Origin of the sequence: Myxococcus sp. AB056, from assembly GCF_006547365.1 — a bacterium.
GTDB classification, from domain to species: domain Bacteria; phylum Myxococcota; class Myxococcia; order Myxococcales; family Myxococcaceae; genus Myxococcus; species Myxococcus virescens.
The window spans coordinates 19,923-41,028 of record NZ_VHLB01000079.1 but is presented as its reverse complement, the minus strand read 5'-3'; the positions used below and the strand labels follow the sequence as shown (position 1 = coordinate 41,028).

General features: G+C 69.8%; 24 protein-coding genes. 9 read left to right on the top strand and 15 right to left on the bottom strand.

What is annotated here, in order from left to right:
• Positions 1-907 (top strand): hypothetical protein (locus FMP39_RS28070; RefSeq protein ID WP_141593216.1); only part of this gene is annotated, 907 nt, incomplete at its 5' end.
• Here FMP39_RS28070 and FMP39_RS28065 read toward each other — a convergent pair.
• From FMP39_RS28065 to FMP39_RS28055, 3 genes are all read right to left on the bottom strand, one after another.
• Positions 873-2,045: a CaiB/BaiF CoA-transferase family protein gene (locus FMP39_RS28065; RefSeq protein ID WP_141593215.1), complete on the bottom strand. Its 1,173-nt coding sequence runs from the start codon at positions 2,043-2,045 to the stop codon at positions 873-875. The two genes, FMP39_RS28070 and FMP39_RS28065, sit on opposite strands and share 35 nt — an antisense overlap.
• A gap of 128 nt (positions 2,046-2,173) precedes the next feature.
• Positions 2,174-2,497, bottom strand: coding sequence for an SCP2 sterol-binding domain-containing protein (locus FMP39_RS28060; protein WP_011553019.1), 324 nt, complete (start codon positions 2,495-2,497; stop codon positions 2,174-2,176).
• Between the two features lie 96 nt (positions 2,498-2,593).
• A complete protein-coding gene (locus FMP39_RS28055) occupies positions 2,594-2,971 on the bottom strand; it encodes a response regulator (RefSeq protein WP_011553018.1) in 378 nt (125 codons plus the stop codon).
• 183 nt (positions 2,972-3,154) lie between these two features.
• On the opposite strand from FMP39_RS28055, the gene FMP39_RS28050 reads away from it, so the two are divergent.
• Positions 3,155-4,180 (top strand): sensor histidine kinase KdpD, encoded by a 1,026-nt coding sequence (locus FMP39_RS28050; protein WP_141593214.1) that lies wholly within the window; start codon positions 3,155-3,157, stop codon positions 4,178-4,180.
• Positions 4,181-4,256: 76 nt separating this feature from the next.
• Positions 4,257-4,502: a twin-arginine translocase TatA/TatE family subunit gene (gene tatA / locus FMP39_RS28045; protein ID WP_026114203.1), complete on the top strand. Its 246-nt coding sequence runs from the start codon at positions 4,257-4,259 to the stop codon at positions 4,500-4,502.
• A 128-nt stretch (positions 4,503-4,630) separates the two neighbouring features.
• Here the strand turns inward: tatA and FMP39_RS28040 are convergent, their stop codons facing one another.
• The 6 genes from FMP39_RS28040 to FMP39_RS28015 form a co-directional block, all read right to left on the bottom strand.
• Positions 4,631-6,493 carry a long-chain fatty acid--CoA ligase gene (locus FMP39_RS28040; protein ID WP_141593213.1) on the bottom strand — a complete coding sequence of 621 codons (1,863 nt, stop codon included), beginning with the start codon at positions 6,491-6,493 and terminating at the stop codon, positions 4,631-4,633.
• Complete coding sequence (locus tag FMP39_RS28035; RefSeq protein WP_141593212.1) at positions 6,490-7,287, bottom strand: lipopolysaccharide assembly protein LapB; 798 nt, start codon at positions 7,285-7,287, stop codon at positions 6,490-6,492. The genes FMP39_RS28040 and FMP39_RS28035 overlap by 4 nt, the downstream gene beginning before the upstream one ends.
• A 97-nt stretch (positions 7,288-7,384) precedes the next feature.
• Positions 7,385-8,131: an RNA polymerase sigma factor RpoD/SigA gene (locus FMP39_RS28030; RefSeq protein WP_090492810.1), complete on the bottom strand. Its 747-nt coding sequence runs from the start codon at positions 8,129-8,131 to the stop codon at positions 7,385-7,387.
• A gap of 201 nt (positions 8,132-8,332) precedes the next feature.
• Positions 8,333-9,751, bottom strand: a complete 1,419-nt coding sequence (locus FMP39_RS28025; protein WP_141593211.1) for an FAD-binding oxidoreductase — start codon at positions 9,749-9,751, stop codon at positions 8,333-8,335.
• Complete coding sequence (gene folE / locus FMP39_RS28020; protein WP_171442996.1) at positions 9,748-10,305, bottom strand: GTP cyclohydrolase I; 558 nt, start codon at positions 10,303-10,305, stop codon at positions 9,748-9,750. The genes FMP39_RS28025 and folE overlap by 4 nt, the downstream gene beginning before the upstream one ends.
• Before the next feature lie 102 nt (positions 10,306-10,407).
• Positions 10,408-10,749, bottom strand: a complete 342-nt coding sequence (locus FMP39_RS28015; protein WP_141593209.1) for a Rieske 2Fe-2S domain-containing protein — start codon at positions 10,747-10,749, stop codon at positions 10,408-10,410.
• Positions 10,750-10,874: 125 nt separating this feature from the next.
• On the opposite strand from FMP39_RS28015, the gene FMP39_RS28010 reads away from it, so the two are divergent.
• From FMP39_RS28010 to FMP39_RS27985, 6 genes are all read left to right on the top strand, one after another.
• Positions 10,875-11,300, top strand: a complete 426-nt coding sequence (locus FMP39_RS28010; protein ID WP_141593208.1) for a hypothetical protein — start codon at positions 10,875-10,877, stop codon at positions 11,298-11,300.
• A gap of 77 nt (positions 11,301-11,377) precedes the next feature.
• A complete protein-coding gene (locus FMP39_RS28005) occupies positions 11,378-12,736 on the top strand; it encodes a zinc-regulated TonB-dependent outer membrane receptor (RefSeq protein WP_141593207.1) in 1,359 nt (452 codons plus the stop codon).
• Between the two features lie 17 nt (positions 12,737-12,753).
• Positions 12,754-13,683, top strand: a complete 930-nt coding sequence (locus FMP39_RS28000; protein WP_141593206.1) for a metal ABC transporter substrate-binding protein — start codon at positions 12,754-12,756, stop codon at positions 13,681-13,683.
• A 3-nt stretch (positions 13,684-13,686) separates the two neighbouring features.
• A complete protein-coding gene (locus FMP39_RS27995; RefSeq protein WP_141593205.1) occupies positions 13,687-14,535 on the top strand; it encodes a hypothetical protein in 849 nt (282 codons plus the stop codon).
• Positions 14,522-15,334 carry a metal ABC transporter ATP-binding protein gene (locus tag FMP39_RS27990; protein ID WP_141593204.1) on the top strand — a complete coding sequence of 271 codons (813 nt, stop codon included), beginning with the start codon at positions 14,522-14,524 and terminating at the stop codon, positions 15,332-15,334. Before FMP39_RS27995 ends, FMP39_RS27990 begins: the two co-directional genes overlap by 14 nt.
• Positions 15,315-16,187, top strand: a complete 873-nt coding sequence (locus tag FMP39_RS27985; RefSeq protein ID WP_141593203.1) for a metal ABC transporter permease — start codon at positions 15,315-15,317, stop codon at positions 16,185-16,187. The genes FMP39_RS27990 and FMP39_RS27985 overlap by 20 nt, the downstream gene beginning before the upstream one ends.
• A 3-nt stretch (positions 16,188-16,190) precedes the next feature.
• Here FMP39_RS27985 and FMP39_RS27980 read toward each other — a convergent pair whose 3' ends face one another.
• The 6 genes from FMP39_RS27980 to FMP39_RS27955 all read right to left on the bottom strand — a co-directional run bounded on the left by FMP39_RS27980 (position 16,191) and on the right by FMP39_RS27955 (position 20,979).
• Positions 16,191-16,742, bottom strand: a complete 552-nt coding sequence (locus FMP39_RS27980; protein ID WP_141593202.1) for an isochorismatase family protein — start codon at positions 16,740-16,742, stop codon at positions 16,191-16,193.
• 206 nt (positions 16,743-16,948) lie between these two features.
• Positions 16,949-18,682 (bottom strand): hypothetical protein, encoded by a 1,734-nt coding sequence (locus FMP39_RS27975; RefSeq protein ID WP_141593201.1) that lies wholly within the window; start codon positions 18,680-18,682, stop codon positions 16,949-16,951.
• 10 nt (positions 18,683-18,692) lie between these two features.
• Positions 18,693-19,295: a hypothetical protein gene (locus FMP39_RS27970; RefSeq protein ID WP_141593200.1), complete on the bottom strand. Its 603-nt coding sequence runs from the start codon at positions 19,293-19,295 to the stop codon at positions 18,693-18,695.
• A 15-nt stretch (positions 19,296-19,310) separates the two neighbouring features.
• The gene (locus FMP39_RS27965) at positions 19,311-19,694 is read right to left on the bottom strand and encodes a hypothetical protein (protein ID WP_141593199.1); all 384 of its coding nucleotides are present in this window, start codon (positions 19,692-19,694) and stop codon (positions 19,311-19,313) included.
• Positions 19,695-19,775: 81 nt separating this feature from the next.
• Positions 19,776-20,270: a hypothetical protein gene (locus FMP39_RS27960; RefSeq protein WP_141593198.1), complete on the bottom strand. Its 495-nt coding sequence runs from the start codon at positions 20,268-20,270 to the stop codon at positions 19,776-19,778.
• A gap of 274 nt (positions 20,271-20,544) precedes the next feature.
• Positions 20,545-20,979, bottom strand: coding sequence for a hypothetical protein (locus tag FMP39_RS27955; protein ID WP_141593197.1), 435 nt, complete (start codon positions 20,977-20,979; stop codon positions 20,545-20,547).
• Positions 20,980-21,106: the final 127 nt, after the last annotated feature.

Sequence of the window (21,106 nt, the reverse complement as noted above, 5' to 3'; positions counted from 1 at the left end):
GTCCCACTCCCCCGCCGCCGCCCAGCGGCTCTTCTTCGACAGCCGAACCGCCAACGGCACGCCGGTGGAGCCCCACCCCGCCCTTCAGCTCAAGAGCCTGCTGCACGCGGGCTACCCGGTGCGCCACCGCTTCAACGCGTCCTGGGGCCCCGTCATGGTGCAGGCGCTGGTGGAGCAGTTGCAGCTCGACTTCCGCCCCTCGCTCGTCGCCCATCCCGAGGGCGCCTGGGCACTGGACGCCCTGTCCCTGGCGATGGAGCCCGGCGCCACGTTCCGCACCAGCGAGGGCACGACGGTCCACATCGACACGGTGATGCGGGACGCGCTCGCCACGCTCGAAGCCGCCCAGGCCGAGCTGGCCGCGGCGATGCGCGCGGGGCGGACGCAGGTCCCCAAGCGAAAGCAAGGCATCTACGCCCACCCGTGCGGCGGGCTTCACTACTTCCAGGCCGTGGCCGGCTGGGCCCGGCATGCCTCCGTGCGCAAGGCGTGGCGCAAGCGGCTGGACGCGCAGGTGGACGTGCTGCTGTACCGGCTGGATTCGGAAGGCCGGCAGTACGAGGCGGCTCTGGCCGACGCGCCGTTCGCGCACCGGCTGCCCCTGCTGGTGCAGATGCTGAAGTTCCAGGGCCACCTGCTGGAGACGCTCGGCCGCTACCGCGACGACACCCGATGGCGGCCCACGAAGGCCCAGCAGCAGACGGTGGAGCGGGCGCGCACGGCCCTGGAGCACACCGTGCGCCGGCTGGAAGCCGGTGGCGCCTTCGACGGGTGGCCAGCGCTGGCCGAACGGCAGCCGCAGCTCGCGTTGGACTTGTTGGGCGACACCTGCCACGCCGCGCGCGGCGAGGCCCTGTGGCGGACGCCCGCCGTCAGTGCCCCAGCCGCGCAAGCTCCTGCGCGGTAAAGCCCGCCGCTTCCAGAATCTCCCGCGAGTGCTGCCCCAGCGCGGGCGGCGCGCGCAGCGGCGTCTCGCCCATGCGCAGCGGCGTCAGCAGGTGCGTCACCTTGCGGCCCAGCACCGCGTCCTCCGTCTCCACGAAGAGGCCCCGGGCCTGGAGCTGCGGGTCCTTCAGCACGTCGTCCCCTTCCGCCACGGGCTCGATGCAGAGGTCGGAGCCCGCGAAGCGCTCCTTCCAGTACGCCAGTGGGTGCTCGGCGAACAGACGCGTCAGCTCCGCCTTCACGCGCGCGCCGGGCTCACCCGGGGCGTAGGCGTCCTCCAGCAGGTCCGGACGCCCCAGCCGCTCACACACGCCCGCGAAGAACTTGGGCTCCAGCGCGCCCACCGCGAGCCACCGGTCATCCGCCGTGCGGTACAGGCCGTAGCACGCGTAGCCCCCGTTGAGCGCATCCTTGCCCCGCTGAAGGGCGGCGCCTTCCGTCCCCATGAAGAGGCGCGACGCCAGGTGCATGTGCAGGAAGGCCAGCGCGCCGTCCGTCATGGACACGTCCACGAAGCGCCCCTGCCCCGTGCGCTCCCGCTCGTGCAGCGCCGCCAGGATGCCCACCAGCGCGAAGAGGCTGCCGCCGCCAATGTCCCCCATCTGCACGCCGGGAAACGCGGGCGCGCCGCCGGCCTCGCCGCCGTAGCCCAGCAGGCCGGCGCGGGCCGCGTAGTTCAAGTCATGCCCCGCCTTCAGCCGGTCCGGCCCCGTCTGCCCGTAGCCGGAGATGGCGCAGTAGATGAGCCGGGGGTTCTCCGCGCGCAGCACGGACTCGCCCACGCCCAGCTTGTCCATGACGCCGGGCCGGAAGCTCTCCACCAGCACGTCGTAGTGGCGCACCAGCCGCTTCAGCGCCTCGCGGCCCTCGGGCTGCTTCAGGTTCAGCGTCAGGGAGCGCTTGTTCCGATTGAGGCCGTAGAACAGGCCGCTGACGTCATCCCGCAGGGGCGGCATCTGGCGGATGTAGTCCCCGCCCTCCGGCTCCTCCACCTTGTCCACGGTGGCGCCCAGGTCTGCCAGCACCAGGGTGGCGTAGGGGCCGGGCAGCAGGCGCGACAAGTCCAGCACGCGCAGGCCTGTAAGCGGGAGCGACGACATGGGCATTCCTCGGAACGAGCGTCGGGGGGTGTGGAAACGACTGCGGCGCGCCCCTGAGAAGGAGACGCGCCGCGTGCGACAGAAGCCAGCGGGCGGAGTCCGCCCGCACCGCTCCGGTCCGCCGGAAATTAGAGCAGCTTCGCGAGCTTCATCGCGAGGCCCATGTCCATGGGCTTGAACTTCAGCTTGCCCTGCATGGCCGCCATCTGCGCGTTGAGCTTCTTCTCGCGAATCTTCACGAAGTCGTCGTTGCTCACGGAGATGGTCATCTTCGCGTTGTCGACCGCGCCTTCCGTCACCCAGCCCTCGGACTTGGTGGCGTCCAGCGTCCACTTCCCGCCACCCTCGCCCGACACGTCAAAGACGATGACGGCGTTGATTTCCTTCGCCAGCTCCGGCTTCGCCTTGAGGGTCTCCGGAATCTGGTTCTCGATGATGTCCTTCGCGCTCACGACACACTCCTTGGCCTGATCGTTGATTTGAAAATCAAAGACAGGGGGACCGTAATGGCGCCCCCCTGGCAGGTCAAGACACGGATGCGGCATCTGTCACGCGATGGTGGACGCGGCGGCGGGGTTCAGCGAGCGGCGAACCATGTCCAACAAATCGTTGAGTTCGAACGGCTTGGCCAGATGCCCCACCGCGCCAATGTCGGCGGCCTTGCTGCCCACATTGCGGTCCGCGCTCAGGACGATGAGGGGGATGCGCGCCACCTCGGGCGGCTTCTGCCGCATCCGCTGGGCGAACTCCCAGCCGTCCATCACCGGCATCATCAGGTCCAACAGGATGAGGTTGGGCGGTTCGGGCTCGAGCCGATCCAACGCCTCCTTCCCGTTCCGCGCCCGGCGGATTTCGAAGCCTTCGGCTTCCAGAATCTCTGAAAGGGCCTCCAGGATGTCCGGGTCGTCATCGACGACCAGGACCACCGGGGCCCTCGCATGCTGTGCATTGTGCAAGGTCAGAGCAGTCTCCCGAGGTGCGACGCTGGGATTCTTCAACCATCCTCCCACACGGCCGCGCAAGAAAATGCGCCCACGCCGCCAGACATGGGCCCACGTTGCAAAACCGACAGTCACTGCCCACCCTTTCCGTGACCTGATGGACTGGGGGTGTGGAACGTGGCGAGCGAGGGGGAGCTGAAAGCAGGCGACATGGCGGCACCCGGGCTTCTGCTCCTGCCTCGCGGAGGCAGCCCGCGCCTGCTCGGACGCTCGCTGCTGGCGCAGCTCGGCCTGGAGGCGCTCCCCAGCCGCGTGGGCTCCCTGCTGGAGCTCATGGCGGTTGCGGGCTTCCAGCGGCGCCCTGGGAGCGGCAGCCTCTGGGAGCGGGACGGCCAGGTGCTGATGGCGGGCGAGGAGGCGCTGGAGGACGGCGCGCTGCTGCTGTGGACGTCGCCCCTGGCGTGGGACGAGGCCGGGGTGCGGCGACGCGTGCGCTACCTGTCCATGGCGTCGCATGACCTGCGCGGCTCACTGGCCAACGTGCGCTCGTACGCGGCCCTGCTGCTCAACGGCCGCGTGCCCCTGGAGGCCAAGGTGCAGCGTGGACTGGAGACCATCCTCCGCAACGCTGACCGCTCGCTGGCCTTCTCCCAGGACTTCTTCGACGCCAGCCGGGCGGACCTGGGCTCCCTGCCCTGCGAGCAGGAGCGCCAATCCCTGCTGCCCCTGCTGGACGCGGCGGTGGAGCGGCAGCGCGCCGCGGCCTCGGCGGCCCAGGTGGCGCTCGTGTTGGGCCTGAATCCGGCGCAGGCGGTGCCCGAGGTCATCGTGGACGGCGCCCGCATCCAGCACGCCGTGGAGTCCTTCATCCAGTACCAGTTGGCCCGCGCCCAACCGGGAGAGGTCATCCGATTGGGCATCCGCGACTTCGCACCCCAGGTGCGCGTTGAGGTCCGCCGGGACGGGGCGCCCCTGTCGGATGAGGACGCCGCCGCCGTCTTCCAGCGGGAGGAGCGCGCCTTCCGGGAGAAGCGGCTGGAGGACCCCTTGCGCGTCTACCTGGCCCGGCAAGAGGTGGAGGCCCACGGGGGCAGCGTGGGCGTCGAGTCGGACCGGGGTGGCAGCACCCTCTTCCTCACCCTGACCCAGGCCCCCGCCGCGGCGCTCGGTTCTCCAGCAACCATGCAGGCTTGAATCGCCCGCTGGTCTTGCTGGCGGTCGGCGGCGCCCATCGGTATGCTCCTTTGCGTCTTCGCGAAGGAGCCGAGTGATGGGTTTGAAGGGAATGGAAATCCTGCTGATCATGGGGGTGCTGCTGCTCCTGTTCGGAGCGTCGCGCCTGCCACAGCTGGGCTCTTCGCTGGGAAGTGCGATCCGCAACTTCAAGCGCGGCTTTGGCGGTGAGGGCGAGGACGCGGCGGCCCCTGGGGACAAGAAGGGCTCCGGGACGCTCTCCAGCAGCACCGGCGTGCAGAACGACGTCACCAAGAGCCAGACGCCCAGCGGCCACGTCTGAGCCGCCGCCGGGTGGCCGTGCCTCCCGGCAGGACGTGAGCAGTGCCCTGAAACGCGCAACGCCCGAGCCGCCCCCTGGAACACGGGGTGGGCCGGGCGTTCGCTTTTGCCCTGTGCGTGGCGCGGGCCTCAGTCGACCACAGTGGTGCCTTCGTACATCCGGTCGAGCTGCGCCTTGTACTTCTGGGTGCAGACCTTCCGCTTCACGCTGAGCTTGGGCGTCAGCTCCTCCGTCTCCTGGCTGAAGTCGTTCTCCAGCACGGTGAAGCGCTTGAGCGTGGCGTAGGGCGGCTGCTGCGTGTTGACCTGATCCACCGCGGCCTTCACCGCCGCATGGACCTCCGGACGACGGGCATTGTCCGCGTAGCTGCCCACGGGGGCGCCCTGGTCCAGGAGGAGCTTGCGCGCGCCCTCCTCCGACACGGTGATGAGCACCACCAGGTACGGCCGCTTGTCGCCGTACACCATGGCCTGACTGATGATGGCGTGCGTCTTGAGGGCATTCTCCAGGTTCTGCGGCGCCACGTTCTTCCCGCCCGCGGTGACGATGAGGTCCTTCTTGCGGTCGGTGATGCGCAGGTAGTTGTCCGCGTCCAGCTCGCCGATGTCACCGGTGTGGAACCAGTTCTCCGCGTCGATGGCCTCCGCCGTGGCCTCGGGGTTCTTGTAGTACCCCTTCATGACGGCCGGGCCGCGGATGAGGATTTCGCCGTCGGAGGCAATCATCACCTCCATGCCCGGCACAGGCGCGCCCACGCTGCCAATCTTGATGTTGTGCTCGCGATTGACGGTGGTGCCGGCGCACGTCTCCGTCAGGCCGTAGCCCTCCAGCACCTTGAGGCCCAGCAGGTCGAAGAAGTAGCCAATCTTCGGAGACAGGGGCGCGCCGCCGGAGATGAACACGCGCATGTTGCCGCCCAGCTTCTCGCTGATGGCCGCGTGCACCTTGGAGAACACCAGCTTCTTCGCCAACGCGAAGCCCAGGGTGGCGTACTCGCGCCCCTGGCTGCGTGCCTCGACGTACTCGTCGAACAGCTTGAAGGCCCAGCGAAAGAGCCGGCCCTTGAGCCCCGGGGCCGCCGAGCCGTTGGCCACCACGTTGTTGTAGACCTTCTCGAAGACGCGCGGCACCGACGGCAGCACCGAGGGACGCGTCTCCACCAGGTTGGCGAGCAGCTTGTCCACCGACTCCGCGACGACGAGCCGGTAACCCATGCTCAGCCAGGCGGCCTTCACCACCTGCGCGAAGACGTGCGCCAGCGGCAGGAACAGCATCACCGAGTCAGAGGGCACCATCATCCCCACCGACTGGGCGGCCTTCGCCTCGAAGGCCCAGTTGCGGTGCGTGAGGATGACGCCCTTGGGGTCCCCCGTGGTGCCGGACGTGTAGATGATGGAGGCGGTGTCCTCCATGGATACGCCCGCCACCCGCGCCTCGAAGTCGTCCGGACGGGCGGCGTGCTCGGTGCGGCCCTGGGCGACGACGTCGGCGAGTGACAGCTCGGTGCCACCGGCGACGGGGCCCTCGAAGGCGACGATGCGGCGGAGCGACGGACACTCCGCCAGCTTCTGGCGCAGGCGCGTGAGCCGGCCCGCCTGCCGGGCGTCCTTCTCGTCGTTGTCCACGAAGACGAGCGTCGTCTCGGAGTGGTTGAGGATGTACCGGCACTCATCCGGCGTGTTGGACGCATAGATGGGGACGGTGATGGCCTGCGCGGCGCTGATGGCCACATCGCAGATGAGCCACTGCAGACTGGTGTTCGCGAAAATCGCCACCCGGTCCCCGGGCTTCACCCCCTGGGCAACCAGGCCCGCGGAGAGCGCTTTCACCTCGTCCAGGAACTGGGCGAAGGTGACGTCCTGCCAGCGGCCGTCCTTCTTGTGGCTTGCGCCCACCGTCGACGCGTTCTTCGCGCGCTGAATGAGCAGTTGGACCAGCGTCGCATCCCCCCCCGCGGTAGCGGAAGCCGCTACCTGATTCTCTGCCCTCATCTGAGCTCCTTCTCGATATCGGCTTCGACTTTCTTGGACCACTCCTGCACGCGCCGCCCTTCCGCGGGGTCGTACGCGATGCTGCCTTGCTTCACCTTTTGAATGGCCTCGCGCGCCTTCGCGGCCTTGCCGTCCTTGAGGAGCGTCTCCGCCAGGAAGTAGTAGGCGCGCAGCATCTGCGGGTGCTTCGCGATGGACTTTTCGTAGAGGCTGGCGGACTTCGCCAGGTCGCGCTTGGGCCAGGGCAGCTCGTAGTAGTAGCGGCCCTTGGCCAGCAGCGGCGCGCCCCGGTCGTAGCCCGGGTCAATCTGGATGGCCTTGTCGAGCCGCTCGTTGAACTTGCCCTCGAGCCCCTCGCCCAGCGCCTTCATGATGCCCACGGCCTGGGAGTAGGCGCCGATGCCGGTGGCCGCGTAGTAGTGGCCCTCCACGCGGGCGGGGTTGAGCTTCACCGCCTTCTCACCCCAGTCCCACGTCTGGCGGCCCAGCACCTTCTTGAGCTTCTCGTTGGCCGCCCCGTCCGCCTGCCACTGAAGGATGCGCGCCTTGCGCCAGACCAGCTCGTAGTCCTCCGGCGCGGCGTCCAGCGCCGTCTTCAAGGCCCCCTCGTAGGCCTTCTCCCCACCGGACTCGCCGCGCTTCGCGTACAGCGCGTCAAGCTCGGACAACAGGGAGGCCTCAGCCCCCCAGGCAGGCAGGCTCAGGAGGAGGCTCAAAGCAAATGAAATCAAGCGCATAAGCGCCGGGCTTAGCACGCACTTTTGCCCGGTAGCAAACCATCGGCGGTCAAACATCCGCCAAACGACAAGAGGCGGGAGCGGCCCGGAGTGACCCGGTCCGTCCCGCCCCGATGACGCGCCTTCCCAGGTGGGAAGGGCCCTATGTGGCCGCTCACGCCGCGTCGGCGGCCTGCTCGCCCAGGTGTTCCTCGTTCTCGTTGAACGCCTGCAGGTAGCGCTCCAGGAAGTTCTTCGTCTTCAGCTCCACCTGACGCACGCGCTCGCGCGACACGCCCCACCGCTGGCCCAGCTCCTCCAGCGTCAGCGGCTTGTCCTGCGTCAGCCGCTCCGTGAGGATGTCCCAGCCCAGGTCACCAATGCGCTTGCGCACCTTGGCGAGAGCCTCCTGAATCTCCGTGTCCTGCTCGTGCGCCAGGAACACCTGCTGAGGCGAAGGGCTGTTGTCCTCCAGCCGGTCGAGGAAGGTCGTCTCGCCGTCCTCGTCGATGGTGGCGTCCAGCGAGAAGTCCACCATGCTGCCGCGCTCAGCCTCACCGCCGCGCACCTGGCTGCGGTTGTCCTTCAGGTACCGGGTGATGTAGGCGCGAATCCACCACACCGCATAGGTGGCGAAGCGCACGTTCTTCTTTGGATCGAAGTGCTCGATCGCCTTCATGAGACCGACGTTGCCCTCCTGGATGAGGTCATCCAGTCGCGCGCCGCGATTGGCGAACTTCTTCGCCACGGCGACAACGAAGGCCAGATTGGAGCTGGCAAGCGTCTGCCGCGCGGACTCGTCACCCTTGCGGGCGCGGCGCGCAAGCTCGTACTCCTGCTCACGCGTCAGCTGCTGGTGCCCGCCCAGGTTCCGAAGGTAGTGCGACAGGCCTTCGGCTGCGTACTTCGTCGAATTGGCCATGATTTCCCGTCCTCCGTTCGATGCCGGACGCGCTCTCCCCCCGCCGCCTCGCGTCCACCTGGAACTAAGACGCGCAACGAGCGAAAGGGTTTCTCATTCCAGGTCCGATTAGGCATTTCGCGCGACATTCCCAGCCCTTCCCACGCTTTGGACGGTAAGCCGCTCGACGCCGGGACAAAAACGAGCCGCGTCGGCCACGAATCAAGAACGCATGAGCGCGGGGAAGATTTTCGAGGGGTTGAGCAACCCTGATGGATCGAAGAAGGCCTTGAGCCTGCGCTGCAGGTCGATGAGCGCGGGGGACTGCTCCAGCGAAAGATATTCCCGCTTCGCGTGCCCCACACCGTGCTCGCCTGTGATGGTTCCGCCCAGTTCCACGGTCATCACCAGCATGCGCCGCAGGGCCTCATCCACCAGCGGCCGTTGGTGGGCGCCCTCGTAGAGGATGTTGGCGTGCAGGTTCCCGTCGCCCGCATGGCCATACGTGGCCACGGTGAGCCCCAGCTCCGCGCCCATGGCCTTCAAGCGCTCGATGACCTCTGGAATCTTCGAGCGGGGCACGACGATGTCCTCGGAAATCTTGTGAGGCTTGAGGGCCCGGAGGGCCGGGGAAATCACCCTGCGCGCGGCCCAGAGCTTCTCGCGCTGGGAAGCATCCTGGGCCACCAGCGTCTCCGTGGCGCCCTGGCTGGCACAGATGTCACCCAACTGCGACAACTCAGCGAGCAAGCCCTCGCGGCCGTTGCCGTCCACCTCCACGATGACAGCGGAGCCCGCGCCCGGAGGGAACTGGAAGCCGCGGCCGTTCACCGCCCGCAGGGCCACGTCATCGATGAGTTCCAGGCAACGCGGGAGGATGCCTGCGGCCAGCACGGCGGACACCGCGCGCGCGGCGTGTAACACGGACGGAAACACCACCAGGGCCGTCAGCACCTCGCGCGGCAGCGGGATAAGCTGGACGGTGATTTCGGTGGCGACGCCCAGCGTGCCCTCCGAGCCGACGAAGAGGCCCACCAGGTCATAACCCGCCACGCCCTTGATGGTGCGCCGGCCCACCCGCACCACCTCGCCGTCCGGGAGCACCCACTCCAGTCCGATGACGTAGTCGCGCGTGACACCGTATTTGAGTGCCCGAGGCCCGCCGGCGTTCTCCGCCACGTTGCCGCCCAGCGTGCACACCTCCCAGGAGTTCGGGTCCGGTGGATAGAAGAGCCCTACCGCTTCCACGGCCTTCATCAGGTCGCCGGTGATGACGCCGGGCTGCACCACCGCGGTGAGGTCCTCGGGGGAGATGGAGAGGATGCGGTTCATCCGCTCCAGGCTCACCGCCACCCCACCGTGCAAGGGCAGCGAGCCGCCGCTCTTGCCGCTGCGCGCGCCACAGGGGGTGAAGGGCACGCCGTGCACCGCGCACGCCTTGAAGACCTGCGACACCTGCCGCGTGTCCGAGGGGAAGACGACGAGGTCGGGCGCATGGACACCACTATCGGACTCGTCACGGGCGTAGGCGGCCAGCGCGGCGTCATCCACGCGCAGCTGCTCCGGAGCCAGAACGGCGGCCAGCGCCTCGCGCACGCGGGCCACGCGCTCGGGCTCCACGCGCGGCAGGGGCGCACTCATCGCCGGGCCCCCAACCGGGCCCATAGCTCACGGCGCAGGGGGCCGTCGCGCCGCAGGGTGCCTTCATAGGCCTCCGCGTGAGTGACGGCGTCGCGCTGCTTGTCCCCGCGCAGGCGCAGGCACGCCTGCTCCGCTTCGATGATGCATGCGGTGGCGGGGCTGCCCAGCACCTGCGCCAGGGAACGCGCCACTTCCCGCGCCATGTCTTCCTGGAGGATGAGCCGGTGCGCGAAGCAGTCCACCAGCGATGACAGCCGGCCAAAGCCCACCACCCGCTTGCCCGGCACGTAGGCCACGTGGGCCCGCCCGGTGAGCGGCAGCAGGTGGTGCGGACACATGGAGTGGAAGCGCAGGTCCGTCACCACCACCAGCTCGCCCGAGGAGCCCGGCGGCGCGGGGAACGTCTCCCCCAGCGCCTGCTCCGGGGTGCGGCTGTAGCCGTCGAGGAACTCGGCCGTCCAGGCCTCGGCCACGCGCGTGGGGGTGTCCGCCAGGTGGACGTCCTGGAGGTTCAGACCGGCGGCGCGCAGGAAGTCCGCCACGGCACGCGCCATGGCCGAGGTATCGGGGACAGCGGCAGGGGCGGCAGCGGCGGGGGCTTTGCGGCGGGCTCGGGACGAAGTCACAGTGGAATCGCTCCTGGAAGGGGCCGGCACTCAGGGGGCGTGGACCCTACCTGATGCGGACACGAGGATGTGCTGTCCCTGCACACGCACCGCATAGGTGCGGACCTGCACCCCTGGATGCCGAGGGCACTGCCCCGTCCGGATGTCGAACGGCCAGGTGTGCAACGGACAGTGCACCACGTATCCCACCAGGTCCCCCTCGGACAGGGGCCCGGCCCGGTGGGGGCATGCGTCCGCCACCGCGTGGAGCTCCCCATTCACGCGGAAGAGGGCCACCGCGACACCGTCCACCTGCACCACCGCGCGGCCCCGCGCGTCGAGTACGTCCAGCGTCGCCACTGGAATGAATCCTCCGTCCAGCTGTCCGTTCATCCCTGAAGTTCCCCAACGTCCGGCCGGGGCCGACACATCCCCACCCGGACGAAACAGAGCGTGATAGCGTCCCTTGACACCCGCCGTGCCGCGTCATTAGAGCACCCGGGCAACCGTCCCTTCCGATGAATCAGCGAGCCCACACCTTCGCCCGCTGCACCGCGACGCTGCTCGTCGCGCTGTGGCTGTGTCAGCCGCTGGGCGCGCTGATGCACGCGAGGGACGAGCACGCGCATCGGTTCTGTCCGCAGCATCAGACGTTCGAAGAGACGGCGCTCGGCACGGGCGCGCGGCTGTCCCGGCTCGCCATCGAGCAGAGTCCACAGCTGTACGCCCTGCCCGAAGCCGTCATGGACTCGGCCGCCCTCCCCCATGAGGAATGTCCGCTGGTGACGTCCAGCTCCCGCCCGGAGCTTCTGACGCCCTACCGCACGACACTGGTGCTGACGCTGCTCGCCGTGAGCCGTCCGGCCACCGCGCCGCCTCGCGTCCAGGCCCCCCTCTCCATCCTCGATACCGCTCCCAAGGCCTCGCCTCCCGCGCACGTGTGACGTGCGTCGTCCGAGGTCTTTCAGGTCTTTGGTGGGCGTGACCGCTACGCGGCCGCCCCGTTCGAGGAGCATTCCAGGTGGCAACCCGTTCGCGCCGTGCTCACGGCGCTCTCATGGTCGTTTCACTCACGCCCTTGCTGTTCGCCAGCGGCGCCCGCGCCCAGGACGCCTCCGCGCCTCCGGCGGACGCCCCCGTGCAGGAGCCGCGGGAAGACGCCGCGCCCGCGCTCACACCCGAGGAGTTGAAGGAGATTGAAAAGGCGCTTGGCAGCGATGCCGCGTCCGCGCAGCAGAACGCGCCCACCGGCACCGCGGCGCCGCCGGCCTCCATGCCTGGCGGTGGCTCCGCGCTCTCCATCCCCGGGGTGAACAACCCCAACACGGGCGCGAACTTCCTGGACCTGAGCTTCATCCTGGACGTGGCCGCCGCGGCCTTCACGGACAAGGAGCCCCTGCAGAGCGGCGCGCACGACCCCACGCGCAACGGCTTCAACCTGCAGCAGTTGGAGCTGTCCATCGGCTCGGTGGTGGACCCCTACTTCCGGTTCGACGCCAACATCGTCTTCAGCCAGTTCGGCGTGGAAATCGAAGAGGCCTACGGCACCACGCTGGCGCTGCCCTACAACCTCCAGGTGCGCGCCGGTCAGTTCCTCACGCGCTTCGGCCGCATCAACCCCACGCACCCGCATTCGTGGGACTTCGTGGACCAGCCCTTCGCCGTGGGCCGCATCTTCGGAGGCGAAAGCAACCGCGGACTGGGCGCCGAGGTGTCCTGGCTGGCGCCCCTGCCCTGGTACGTGGAGGTGATTGGCAGCACCACCGACGCCACCGGCGAGGCCACCGCACGCAGCTTCCTGGGCTCCACCAGCGAACGGGTGCAGTCTCCGTTCGACTTGCAGCTCACCGGCGCGGTGAAGCAGTTCTTCCCGCTGTCGGATGACCTGTCCCTCATGTGGGGCCTGTCCACCGCCACCGGTCCCAATCCCACCGGCTACCGCAACCGCACGGACGTGTTCGGCACGGACCTGTACCTGCGCTACCGGCCCATCACCCAGGCCCACAACACCACGCTCATCACGCTCCAGGCGGAGGCCTTTTACCGCCGCCGCCAGGTGCCCGGGGACGTGCTGACGGACTTCAACACCTACGCGCAGGCCGCGTGGCGCTTCTCGCCCCGGTGGGCCACCGCGCTGCGCTACGAGCTGGGAACAGCGGCGCGAGGCGAAGACGGAGCGCGCGTCATCGACCCGTTGGACCCGGACTGGACGGAGTCACGCAACCGCGTGTCCGCCAACGTCACCTTCTGGCCCACCGAGTTCTCCCGGCTGCGCCTCCAGGGCGCCAGGGACCATGCCGGGTGGCGGGATGAGCCCGGCTACTCCCTGATGCTCGCGCTCGAGCTGGTGACCGGCGCCCACGGCGCCCACGCGTTCTAAACCCTTTCGAAGGAGCCATGACCATGCGTCTCTCCCGTCTGTTCGCGGCCGTGTGCGCCGCCTTCACCCTCTTCGTCGCTTCCCCCGCTCGCGCGGACCTCAACGTCGTCACCACCCTGCCGGACCTGGCCGCGTTGACGAAGGCCGTCGGCGGCGACCACGTCAAAGTGCAGGCCCTGGCGCTGTCCAGCCAGGACCCGCACTTCGTGGATGCCAAGCCGAACCTCGCCCTGGCGCTCAACCGCGCGGACCTGCTCATCGCGGTGGGTCTGGACCTGGAAGTCGGCTGGCTGCCCACACTCCAGGTGGGCGCGCGCAACCCGAAAATCCTCGTGGGCAACCCGGGCTACCTGGTGGCCTCGCAGTTCGTGAAGCTGCTGGAGGTCCCCACGGCGCAGGTGGACCGGGGCCAGGGCGACGTCCACCCCGGCGGCAACCCACACTTCCTCTATGACCCGCGCCAGGCGCTGTCCGTGGCGCGTGCCATCACCGACCGGCTGGCGCAGTTGGATCCGAAGAACGCGCAGGCCTACCGCGACAACCTCGCCACCTTCACCACCGAGTTGGAGAAGTCGCGCGCGGACTGGGAGAAGCGACTGGCGGCGCTGCGTGGCCAGCCCGTCATCGCCTACCACCGGACCATGGCGTACCTGGCGGACTGGCTGGGCTTCGACACCATCGCCTACCTGGAGCCCAAGCCCGGCATCCCGCCCAACCCGTCGCACGTCGCGAGCGTCCTGGCCCAGGGCCGTCAGCGAAAGGCGCGCATGGTGCTGATGGAGAGCTACTACCCGGACACCACCGCGCGACTGGTGGCCTCGAAGATTCCCGCGCCGCTCGTCACCCTGCACGGCGGCACGGACTTCAAGGCGAAGGAGACGTACCTCCAGCACATCAACGAAATGGTCGAGCGCCTTGAGAAGGGGCTCGCCGGCAAGGGGACCTGAGCCATGCGGACCCGTCTCCTCCTTCCCCTGCTCTTCGTGTCCGGCTGCGCGCTGGAGCCTGGTGAGAGCTTCGCGGTGCTGGAGCCCGCCGTCCGCGCGGACTACGCGCCGGTGGCCGGGCGCGACGTGGGCAACGGCTTCCAGCGGCTTGCCTCCGACTTCGAGCTACGCCTGGACGGCGCCGCGCTGGGCGTGGACCACATCGACCTGGTGGGCGGCGGCGGCACCCGCGGCCCCATCACCTTCGACCCGGCCAACCCGCCGCCGGGCTACACCAACTGCCACAACGGCCACTGCCACCACGACGATGGCTCGCTGGTGGATTACGAGGACATCCAGGCGGAGCTGGATGGCGGTGGTGGCGGCGCGGAGGCCACGGTGGCCAGCCTGCACGTGGACGCGGACCTGGACCTGCTGGCGGACCAGACGCTGTCACCCGGCTGTGAGCCGTCCTGCGAGCTGGGCCGCACCCACGTCAGCCGCTACCAGTGGGACGTGTCGTCGGTAAACCTGGAAGGCGCGGTACGCGACAGTCGCGCCACGCCGCGCTTCAACGATGAGCGCCGCTTCCGGCTCGCGTTGGCAGCAGCGGAGGAGGCCACGCCGCTGATGGTGCTGCGCGGCACGGTGGACATCCCCGCGGACCGCGAGAACAAGCCGCGCGTGAAGCTCGCCCTGCGCCTGGCGCTGGCGCCCACGCTGTTCGACTCGCTGGACTGGGCGGCCACCACGCCGGGCCCTGACGGCGTGGTGGACCTGAACGCACCTGAGAACGCCGCCATCCGGACCGCGATGGTGGAAGCACTGGCCACCTTGGAGCCACAGGCGGAGGTCCGACGTGAAGACCGTTGAGCCCACGGACGGCGCGCACGCGGTGCCCGCCACCTTCGCGCCGGGTGACGCGTTGCTCACCTGCGAGAAGCTCGTCATCGGTTACGACGGCAAGGCCATCCTGCCGCCCATCGACCTGACCATTCGCCGCGGCCAGTTCGTGGCGGTGGTGGGCCGCAACGGCTCCGGCAAGAGCACTTGGTTCCGGACGCTGCTGGGCATGCAGCCGCCGGTGTCGGGCACCATCTCTCGCGCCTCCGCGCAGGTGCGCAGTGCGTATGTGCCGCAGACGTCCGCCATCGACTCGCTGCTGCCACTGCGCGCGGGCGAGCTGACGGCGTGGGGACGCCTGCGCGGCTGGAGCTTCCTGTGGCCCTTCGCCCGGAAGGCGGACCGGCAGGCCGTGCAGAGCGCGCTGGAGACGGCCGGCGCGAAGGACTTCGCCTCGCGGCCCTACCGCGAGCTGTCCGAGGGCCAGAAGCAGCGCACGCTGCTGGCGCGACTGGTGGCCACCGAGGCGGACCTGGTGCTGCTGGACGAGCCCACCGCCGCCATGGACGCCGTCGCCGAGCACGAAACGATGCAGCGACTGTGCACCCTGTCGCGTGAGCGGGGCCTGGGCGTGGTGGTGGTGTGCCACGACCTGGAGGTCGCCGCCGAGCACGCGGACGTGCTCGTCTTCGTGGACCGCGAGACGTCCGCCTTCGTCGTGGGCGATGCCCGCACCGTCTTCTGTCACCCTGCCTTCCGCCGCCAGTACGGCGACGAGTACTGCCAACGCGCGCCCCTGGGACCTCACCGTGGAAACGACGCTCGCTGAACCGTCCAAGTGGGAGCAGTTCCACCTGGCGTTCGATTTGTTCAGGGACCCGCTGCTGTGCGCGCTCATCGCGGGCGGCGTGCTGGGTTTCCTGAGCGTGTACGTGGTGCTGCGGCGCATGGTGTTCGTCAGCGCCGCGGTGGCCCAATCCGCGGGCCTGGGCGTGGCGCTGGCCTTCTACGCGGCCATCCACCTGGGCACGCATGTGGAGCCCGTGCTGGGCGCCACCACCCTGGCGCTGTTGGCCACCATGTTGCTGATGACGGAGCCAGCGAAGCTGCGCCTCACGCGGGAGAGCCTGCTGGGCCTGGCGTATGCGCTGGCGGGCGGCGCCGCGGTGCTCGTGGGAGACCGCATCGCGCAGGAGGCGCACGACATCCAGGGCATCCTCTTCGGCACGGCGGTGCTGGTGACGCCCGAGCAGCTCTACACGGTGGCCATCGCTGGTGGGGGCGTCATGTTCATCCACCTGTGGTGGTACCGAGGCATCACCTTCGCCAGCTTCGACCGGACGGGAGCGCTGGTGCAGGGGCTGCCGGTGCGACTGCTGGACGGCGTGCTGATGGTCAGCATCGGCGTCATGGTGGGAGTGTGCGCCCGGGCCCTGGGGGCGCTGCCGGTGTTCGCCTTCTCCACGCTGTCCGCCATCGCCGCGCTGATGTTGGAGCTGAGGCTGCCGTGGACCTTCTTCATCGCCACGCTCTTCGGCGCCATCGCGGGCGTGGGCGGCTATCTCTTCGCGTTCTTCTACGACTTTCCCGTGGGCGGCTCGCAGACGGTGTTCGCCGCGGCCATGGTGGCCGTGGCGACCGTCCTCCGGATGCTCGTCCACGCGGTACAGAAGGCGCGCTGAGGGTCAGCGGACCGCCGCGGAGACCTGCTTGAACTCGGGCGTGCCGGCGCGCCCGAGCAGGTCGAACAGCGCGGCCTCCACCGTGACGACGTGCGCGCCCGCGTCACGGCACATCTGGAGGCCCACCTGCCGGTCCTCCTGCGCGCGGGACAGCACGGCGTCCGTGAGCAGGAACGGGGACAGGCCACGTTCGGCCAGGTCGCGCACCGTCTGGAAGACGCAGATGTGCGTCTCCATGCCCGCCACCAGCACCTGCGTGCGCCCGCCGAGCGCGGCCAGCACGTCTGGCACGGCGGCGCTGAACTCCAGCTTCTCCACCGCCTTGACGTCCTTCAGCACCCGCATCCGCAGCAGCGAATGCGTGGGCCCCAGGCCCTGGGGGTACTGCTCGGTGAGGAGGATGGGGAGCCCCAGCGCGCGAGCGCCCTCGATGGCGGCGGCGGTGCGGCTGAGCATCCGGTCCAGCGCGTCCCGGTCCATGGCGGCGCACAGTCGCTCCTGGATGTCCACGACGAGCAACGCGGCCTGGTCCTGCTTGAGGCGGAAGGTGGGCATGCCCCCTCCTCGCGCGAACGGTGAGGGCCCGTCAAGCGGCGGGAGACGCCAGCGCGACTGGTGGACGCCCGCACGGCGAGGACTTCCAGCAGGTGACAGTCAATCCGCGACGCGCGGGCAATGAGCCCCGTGGACGGGGCGCACGCTCGATGGGGCGCCTGATGGACCGCGAACACGCGGCAGCCCCCGCGCCATTCGGGCCCCGCTCAGCAGGACACCGTTCCACGCGCGGCGAGGGCCGGGGCCCCGGTCTCCCGCAGGGCGAGGAGCTCCGGCGGGCGCACGAGCCGCAGCAGGCGCCCCCGCCCGGCGATGAAGGCCCGAGCGCGGCGAAGCTCCGGCTGATGCGGGTCCGCGTCACGCCAGCAGTCGAGGAACGCGGCGAAGTCCTCCACCGCGCTGCTCCAAGCACCGAGCGCCACCTGGGACTCCGCGGACAGCAGCCGCAAGTGCCCGCACCCAGGCCGCTCCGCCACCAGCGTCTTCGCCAGCCCCACCGCCTTGTCCTCGCGTTCCGTGCGCAGACGCAGCCGGACCAGTGCCTCGCGCGCGGGCCGGGAGAAGGCCGCGGGCCCCGCGGCCCGAAGACGCCGCTCCAGCCTCCACGCACGCGTCAGCGTGGCCTCGGCGCGGCCCACCTCGCCCCTGCGGGCCTCCAGCGCGCCACGCAGCTCATGAGCGGCCACCTCCACCACCCGCGCCACATCTCGTGGACACAGGGCCAGGTCCTCCGAGCGGCGAGCCTCCGCCAGGAGCGCATGCTGCGCATCCAGTGAGTTGCATACCCGCTCCACGTCGCCCAGCCGCGCGGCCTCGAGCAGGCTGAGTCCTCTCGTGTACTGGCGAATCCCGTCCCGCAGCGCCCGCTCCGCCGGGCTGGCCGTATCCGACAGCTCCATGGGCACGTCCGCCGCCGCACGCCAGAAGCCGAAGCGCAGGTGCGCCGACACCATCGTGGCGGCGGCGAACAGCAGCGCCTGGTCGTCGCCTCCAGCCCCTTCCACCCGCTGCCGCAGACGACGGGCCCACGCCTGGGACTCGCCGTACTGGCCCGCTTCGGCGCAGCCCTGGCTGAGCAGCCGCATGGCCGCCTCGGCACTCGGCGCGTCGGCGGTGTGCAGTCCTTCCTCGGCCAGGTACGCATCATCCGCGGCCACCGTGGCCTCCAGCACGCGCTGGGCCTCCGCCACCAGCCCGACCCGCTGAAGCAGGCGCCCCGCGGAGAGCAGCGCGGGGCTGGCACGAGGCGCCAGCGTCACCAGGCGGTGAGCACTGTCACGGGCAGCCTCGGGCCGGCCGCTGTTCAGCATGGCCTGCACCCATGCATGGTGGACGCCCGCGTGGTCCGGGTGCGAGCGCAGCAGCTCGCGCAGCAGGGCCTGCGCATACGGCTGCCCCTGCCCGGGCCGGCCATCCGGCTCGTAGCCGTCCAGGAGGAAGCCCGCGAGCAGCAGCCGCGCGTCGCCGTCCTCGGGATAGCGGTCGATGAGGCACTCCATGTCACGCACGAAGGCGTGGCGCCCATTGGCCGGCCCCTTCTCCGCCAGCAGACTGCCCGCGACGATGTAGCGCTGCTCACGGTCCGAGGTGCCCTCGCTCAGGGCCAGCGCGCGGCCCATGGCCTCCGCGCGGGCGGTGGCGAAGCGGGCACCGGGGCCTCGCGTGAGGGCGAGCCCCCACCAGGCCATGGCCAGTGACGAATCCTCGCGCGTGGCCTGCGCGAAGGCGCGGCGGGCCTCACCGCCCCACCCCAGGTGCAACAGCCGCAGGCCCTGGTCGAACCAGGCCTGGGCCTGGGGCCTGGCGGTGCTGACGTCCAGGTGTGCGTGACCCAGGCCCTCGCGCAGGAGCGGCGTGGGGAGCGCGTCATCCGCGACATCCTCCCACGGCGCGCGGGCATGGACGGAAGGTTCATCGGCTCGGAGCAGTCGCGCCAACATGATGGCCTCCTCAGGCCCCGGCGGTCGGGGCGGTGCAGACGTTGAATCCAGAATCCAGGGAACGAAGGCGGGAGGCGAAGCGCCGCCACGCCGAGGCCAGCCCGTCCGCCGCGACGGGAGCCGCTTTGCGGCGTGCCCCGAAGCACTCACGGCGCCAGGACGGCCCCATCTCGGAGGAAATCCAGTCCTCGTGCTCGGCCAGCCACCCCGCCAGCGAGGCGAGCCCCGCGCGCAGCGCCCGCCGCTCATGCCCCGTGGTCGGCAAACGCGCCGGGCCCAGCTCCTCTGCGCGAAACGGTAGTTGGCCCGGCACCCCCTCCAGCAGGACGGGCGCGAAGCCCGCCCGAGGGACGAAGATGGCTTCGCCGCACTCACACAGCGCGCCGAAGCCCCACAGCGTCAGGCGCCCACCATCCGGAAGGCCCACCGTGTAGGGGCTCTGTCCCTCCGCGCCTTCGGGGCGCGCGTGGCGCACGAGTCCTCGTCGAACGAGGAGATTCCCCTCCGGGCAGAGGACATCCCGCCCGAGGCACCACATGGAGACGTCGAACAGCCGGTCTCCATCACGTCGAAGCTCACAGGGAATCACGGTGGACATGGCATGGCCGGACATGGGCGCGCGCTCCTCTCAGCTCGCGGACTTCTTCGCCGTGGCGCCGCGGCGCACGGGGCTGGCGCCGAAGAGCGCGGGCGCGTCCACCGGGCTTCCGCCCTGCTTGCCCAGCACTGCGTTGACGGCGCGCACCAGCTTCCCGCGCACGCTGGCCGTCAGTGGCAGGTCTCCCAGCGCGGCCTGGAGCTGCTGGGTGCTGACGCCCCGGCCACTCTTCGGCTTGCCGATGGACAGCGACTCGTAGCTCTTCCCCTGCGCATCCTTGTCACGGCGACGGGCGCTCCGCTTCTTCAAGAGGATGCGGCCCTCGGAGCCGTAGGACTCGAGCTGGCGCGACAGGCGGAGGAGCTTCTCGGAGGGGATGTTCTTGTCCGTCAGGAACTGCTGGAAGGAACCCATGGTCTTCTCTCTTCGGGGAACGAGGGGCCGGCACTGGAGCACCGGCCCCCGGGTGAACGGGCCAGGGGCCCGGGAACAGCGTCAGTGCTCGTGGCCGGCGTGCGACTCCTCGATGAGCACGCCGACGGTTTCCACGGACGTGGGGCCGAAGGTCAGGTAGTGCGTGCCCACCGGGAGAGGCACGACGTGGCGGCCCTTGATGTCGGTGCAGCCCTGGGAGCTGCTGGTGCTCTCCTCGATTTCCACCGCCTCACCGCTGGCGGTGGTGATGGAAAGGGGCACGTCCGCGTTGGTGTAGATGACGTAGTCGGCGGCCTCGCTCGCGGCGAAGGCCACCATGCCCTGATTCCCATCCGAGCCGGTCATCAGGGTGATGTCGTAGCGGCGGTGGTCAGCGCGAATCTCGGGGGGCGGGTTGTTGCCCCCCATGTTGGCGCTGACGGCGGTGGCGGGTCCCTCCTGGAGGTGCTCGCACGCCTCGGCGTCGACGCCCTCTTCTTCGGGATGATCGTCGCCGCAGCCGGCGGAGACGAGCGCGGTGGACAGCAGGAACGCGGCAAGGAGCTTCTTCGTCATGGTGCTACTCCACGGGATTGGACTGCGGGTGTGCCACGCCCGCGCGCCAGCAACGGACACCGCCAGGACATGGAGGGGCCGCCACGGGTGCGTGAGAATGGAAGGGGCGTGCGCGGAGCACGAAACACGGGCACCGTGAGACAACTCAGCCGGCGTGGACGCAAAGCCGCAATGACTCACAGTCCGCGCGGAGCGGACGGAGTCTGTCTGGCTTTATCGGACGGGCAACCTCACACGGCGCGACAGGCCGCCTGAGCGAGCAAACTCCCGGGCCTCACGCGCGCGGCGGAGATGCCTTGGGAGCCAGGTGCAGACGGGCGACGGGCTCCGCGTGGAAGCGGAACACCGCCAGCGCGGGCTCGGAGCGAGCGGGCGCGACCAAAAGGGACGGCGTGTCCTGCTGCGGAGGCGGAGCCTCCCGCCGGAAGAAGGCGTGGACACAGTGGGCGTCGGAGCCGTGGGCGTCCGCCTCCGTGCTCTTGGAGGCGAGCCGCACATCGTCGAAGGACGCCTCGACGTGGCCGGCGCCGTGGGAGCCACCGGCCTCCACGTGCATCACCTCACCATGCTCCAGGCACGTGGCGTGCTGGACCAGGGCGAAGTGCATCACGCTCCCCATGTACGCCAGCACGCACACGAGCGCGAACGGCAGCGCCAGACGGCGCGACCGGACGGAACTCACGGGCTGGTGAAAGGTGGAGCGACTCACGTCAGGGCATTCCCGGTCGAACGGCGTCTACGGTTGTAAGCCAGACAGGCCGTTCGCGCAAGTCAGACTGTCTCACGCAACATTCGCCAGGAAACAGCACCTCCGGCGAATCAACAACAGCAACCCA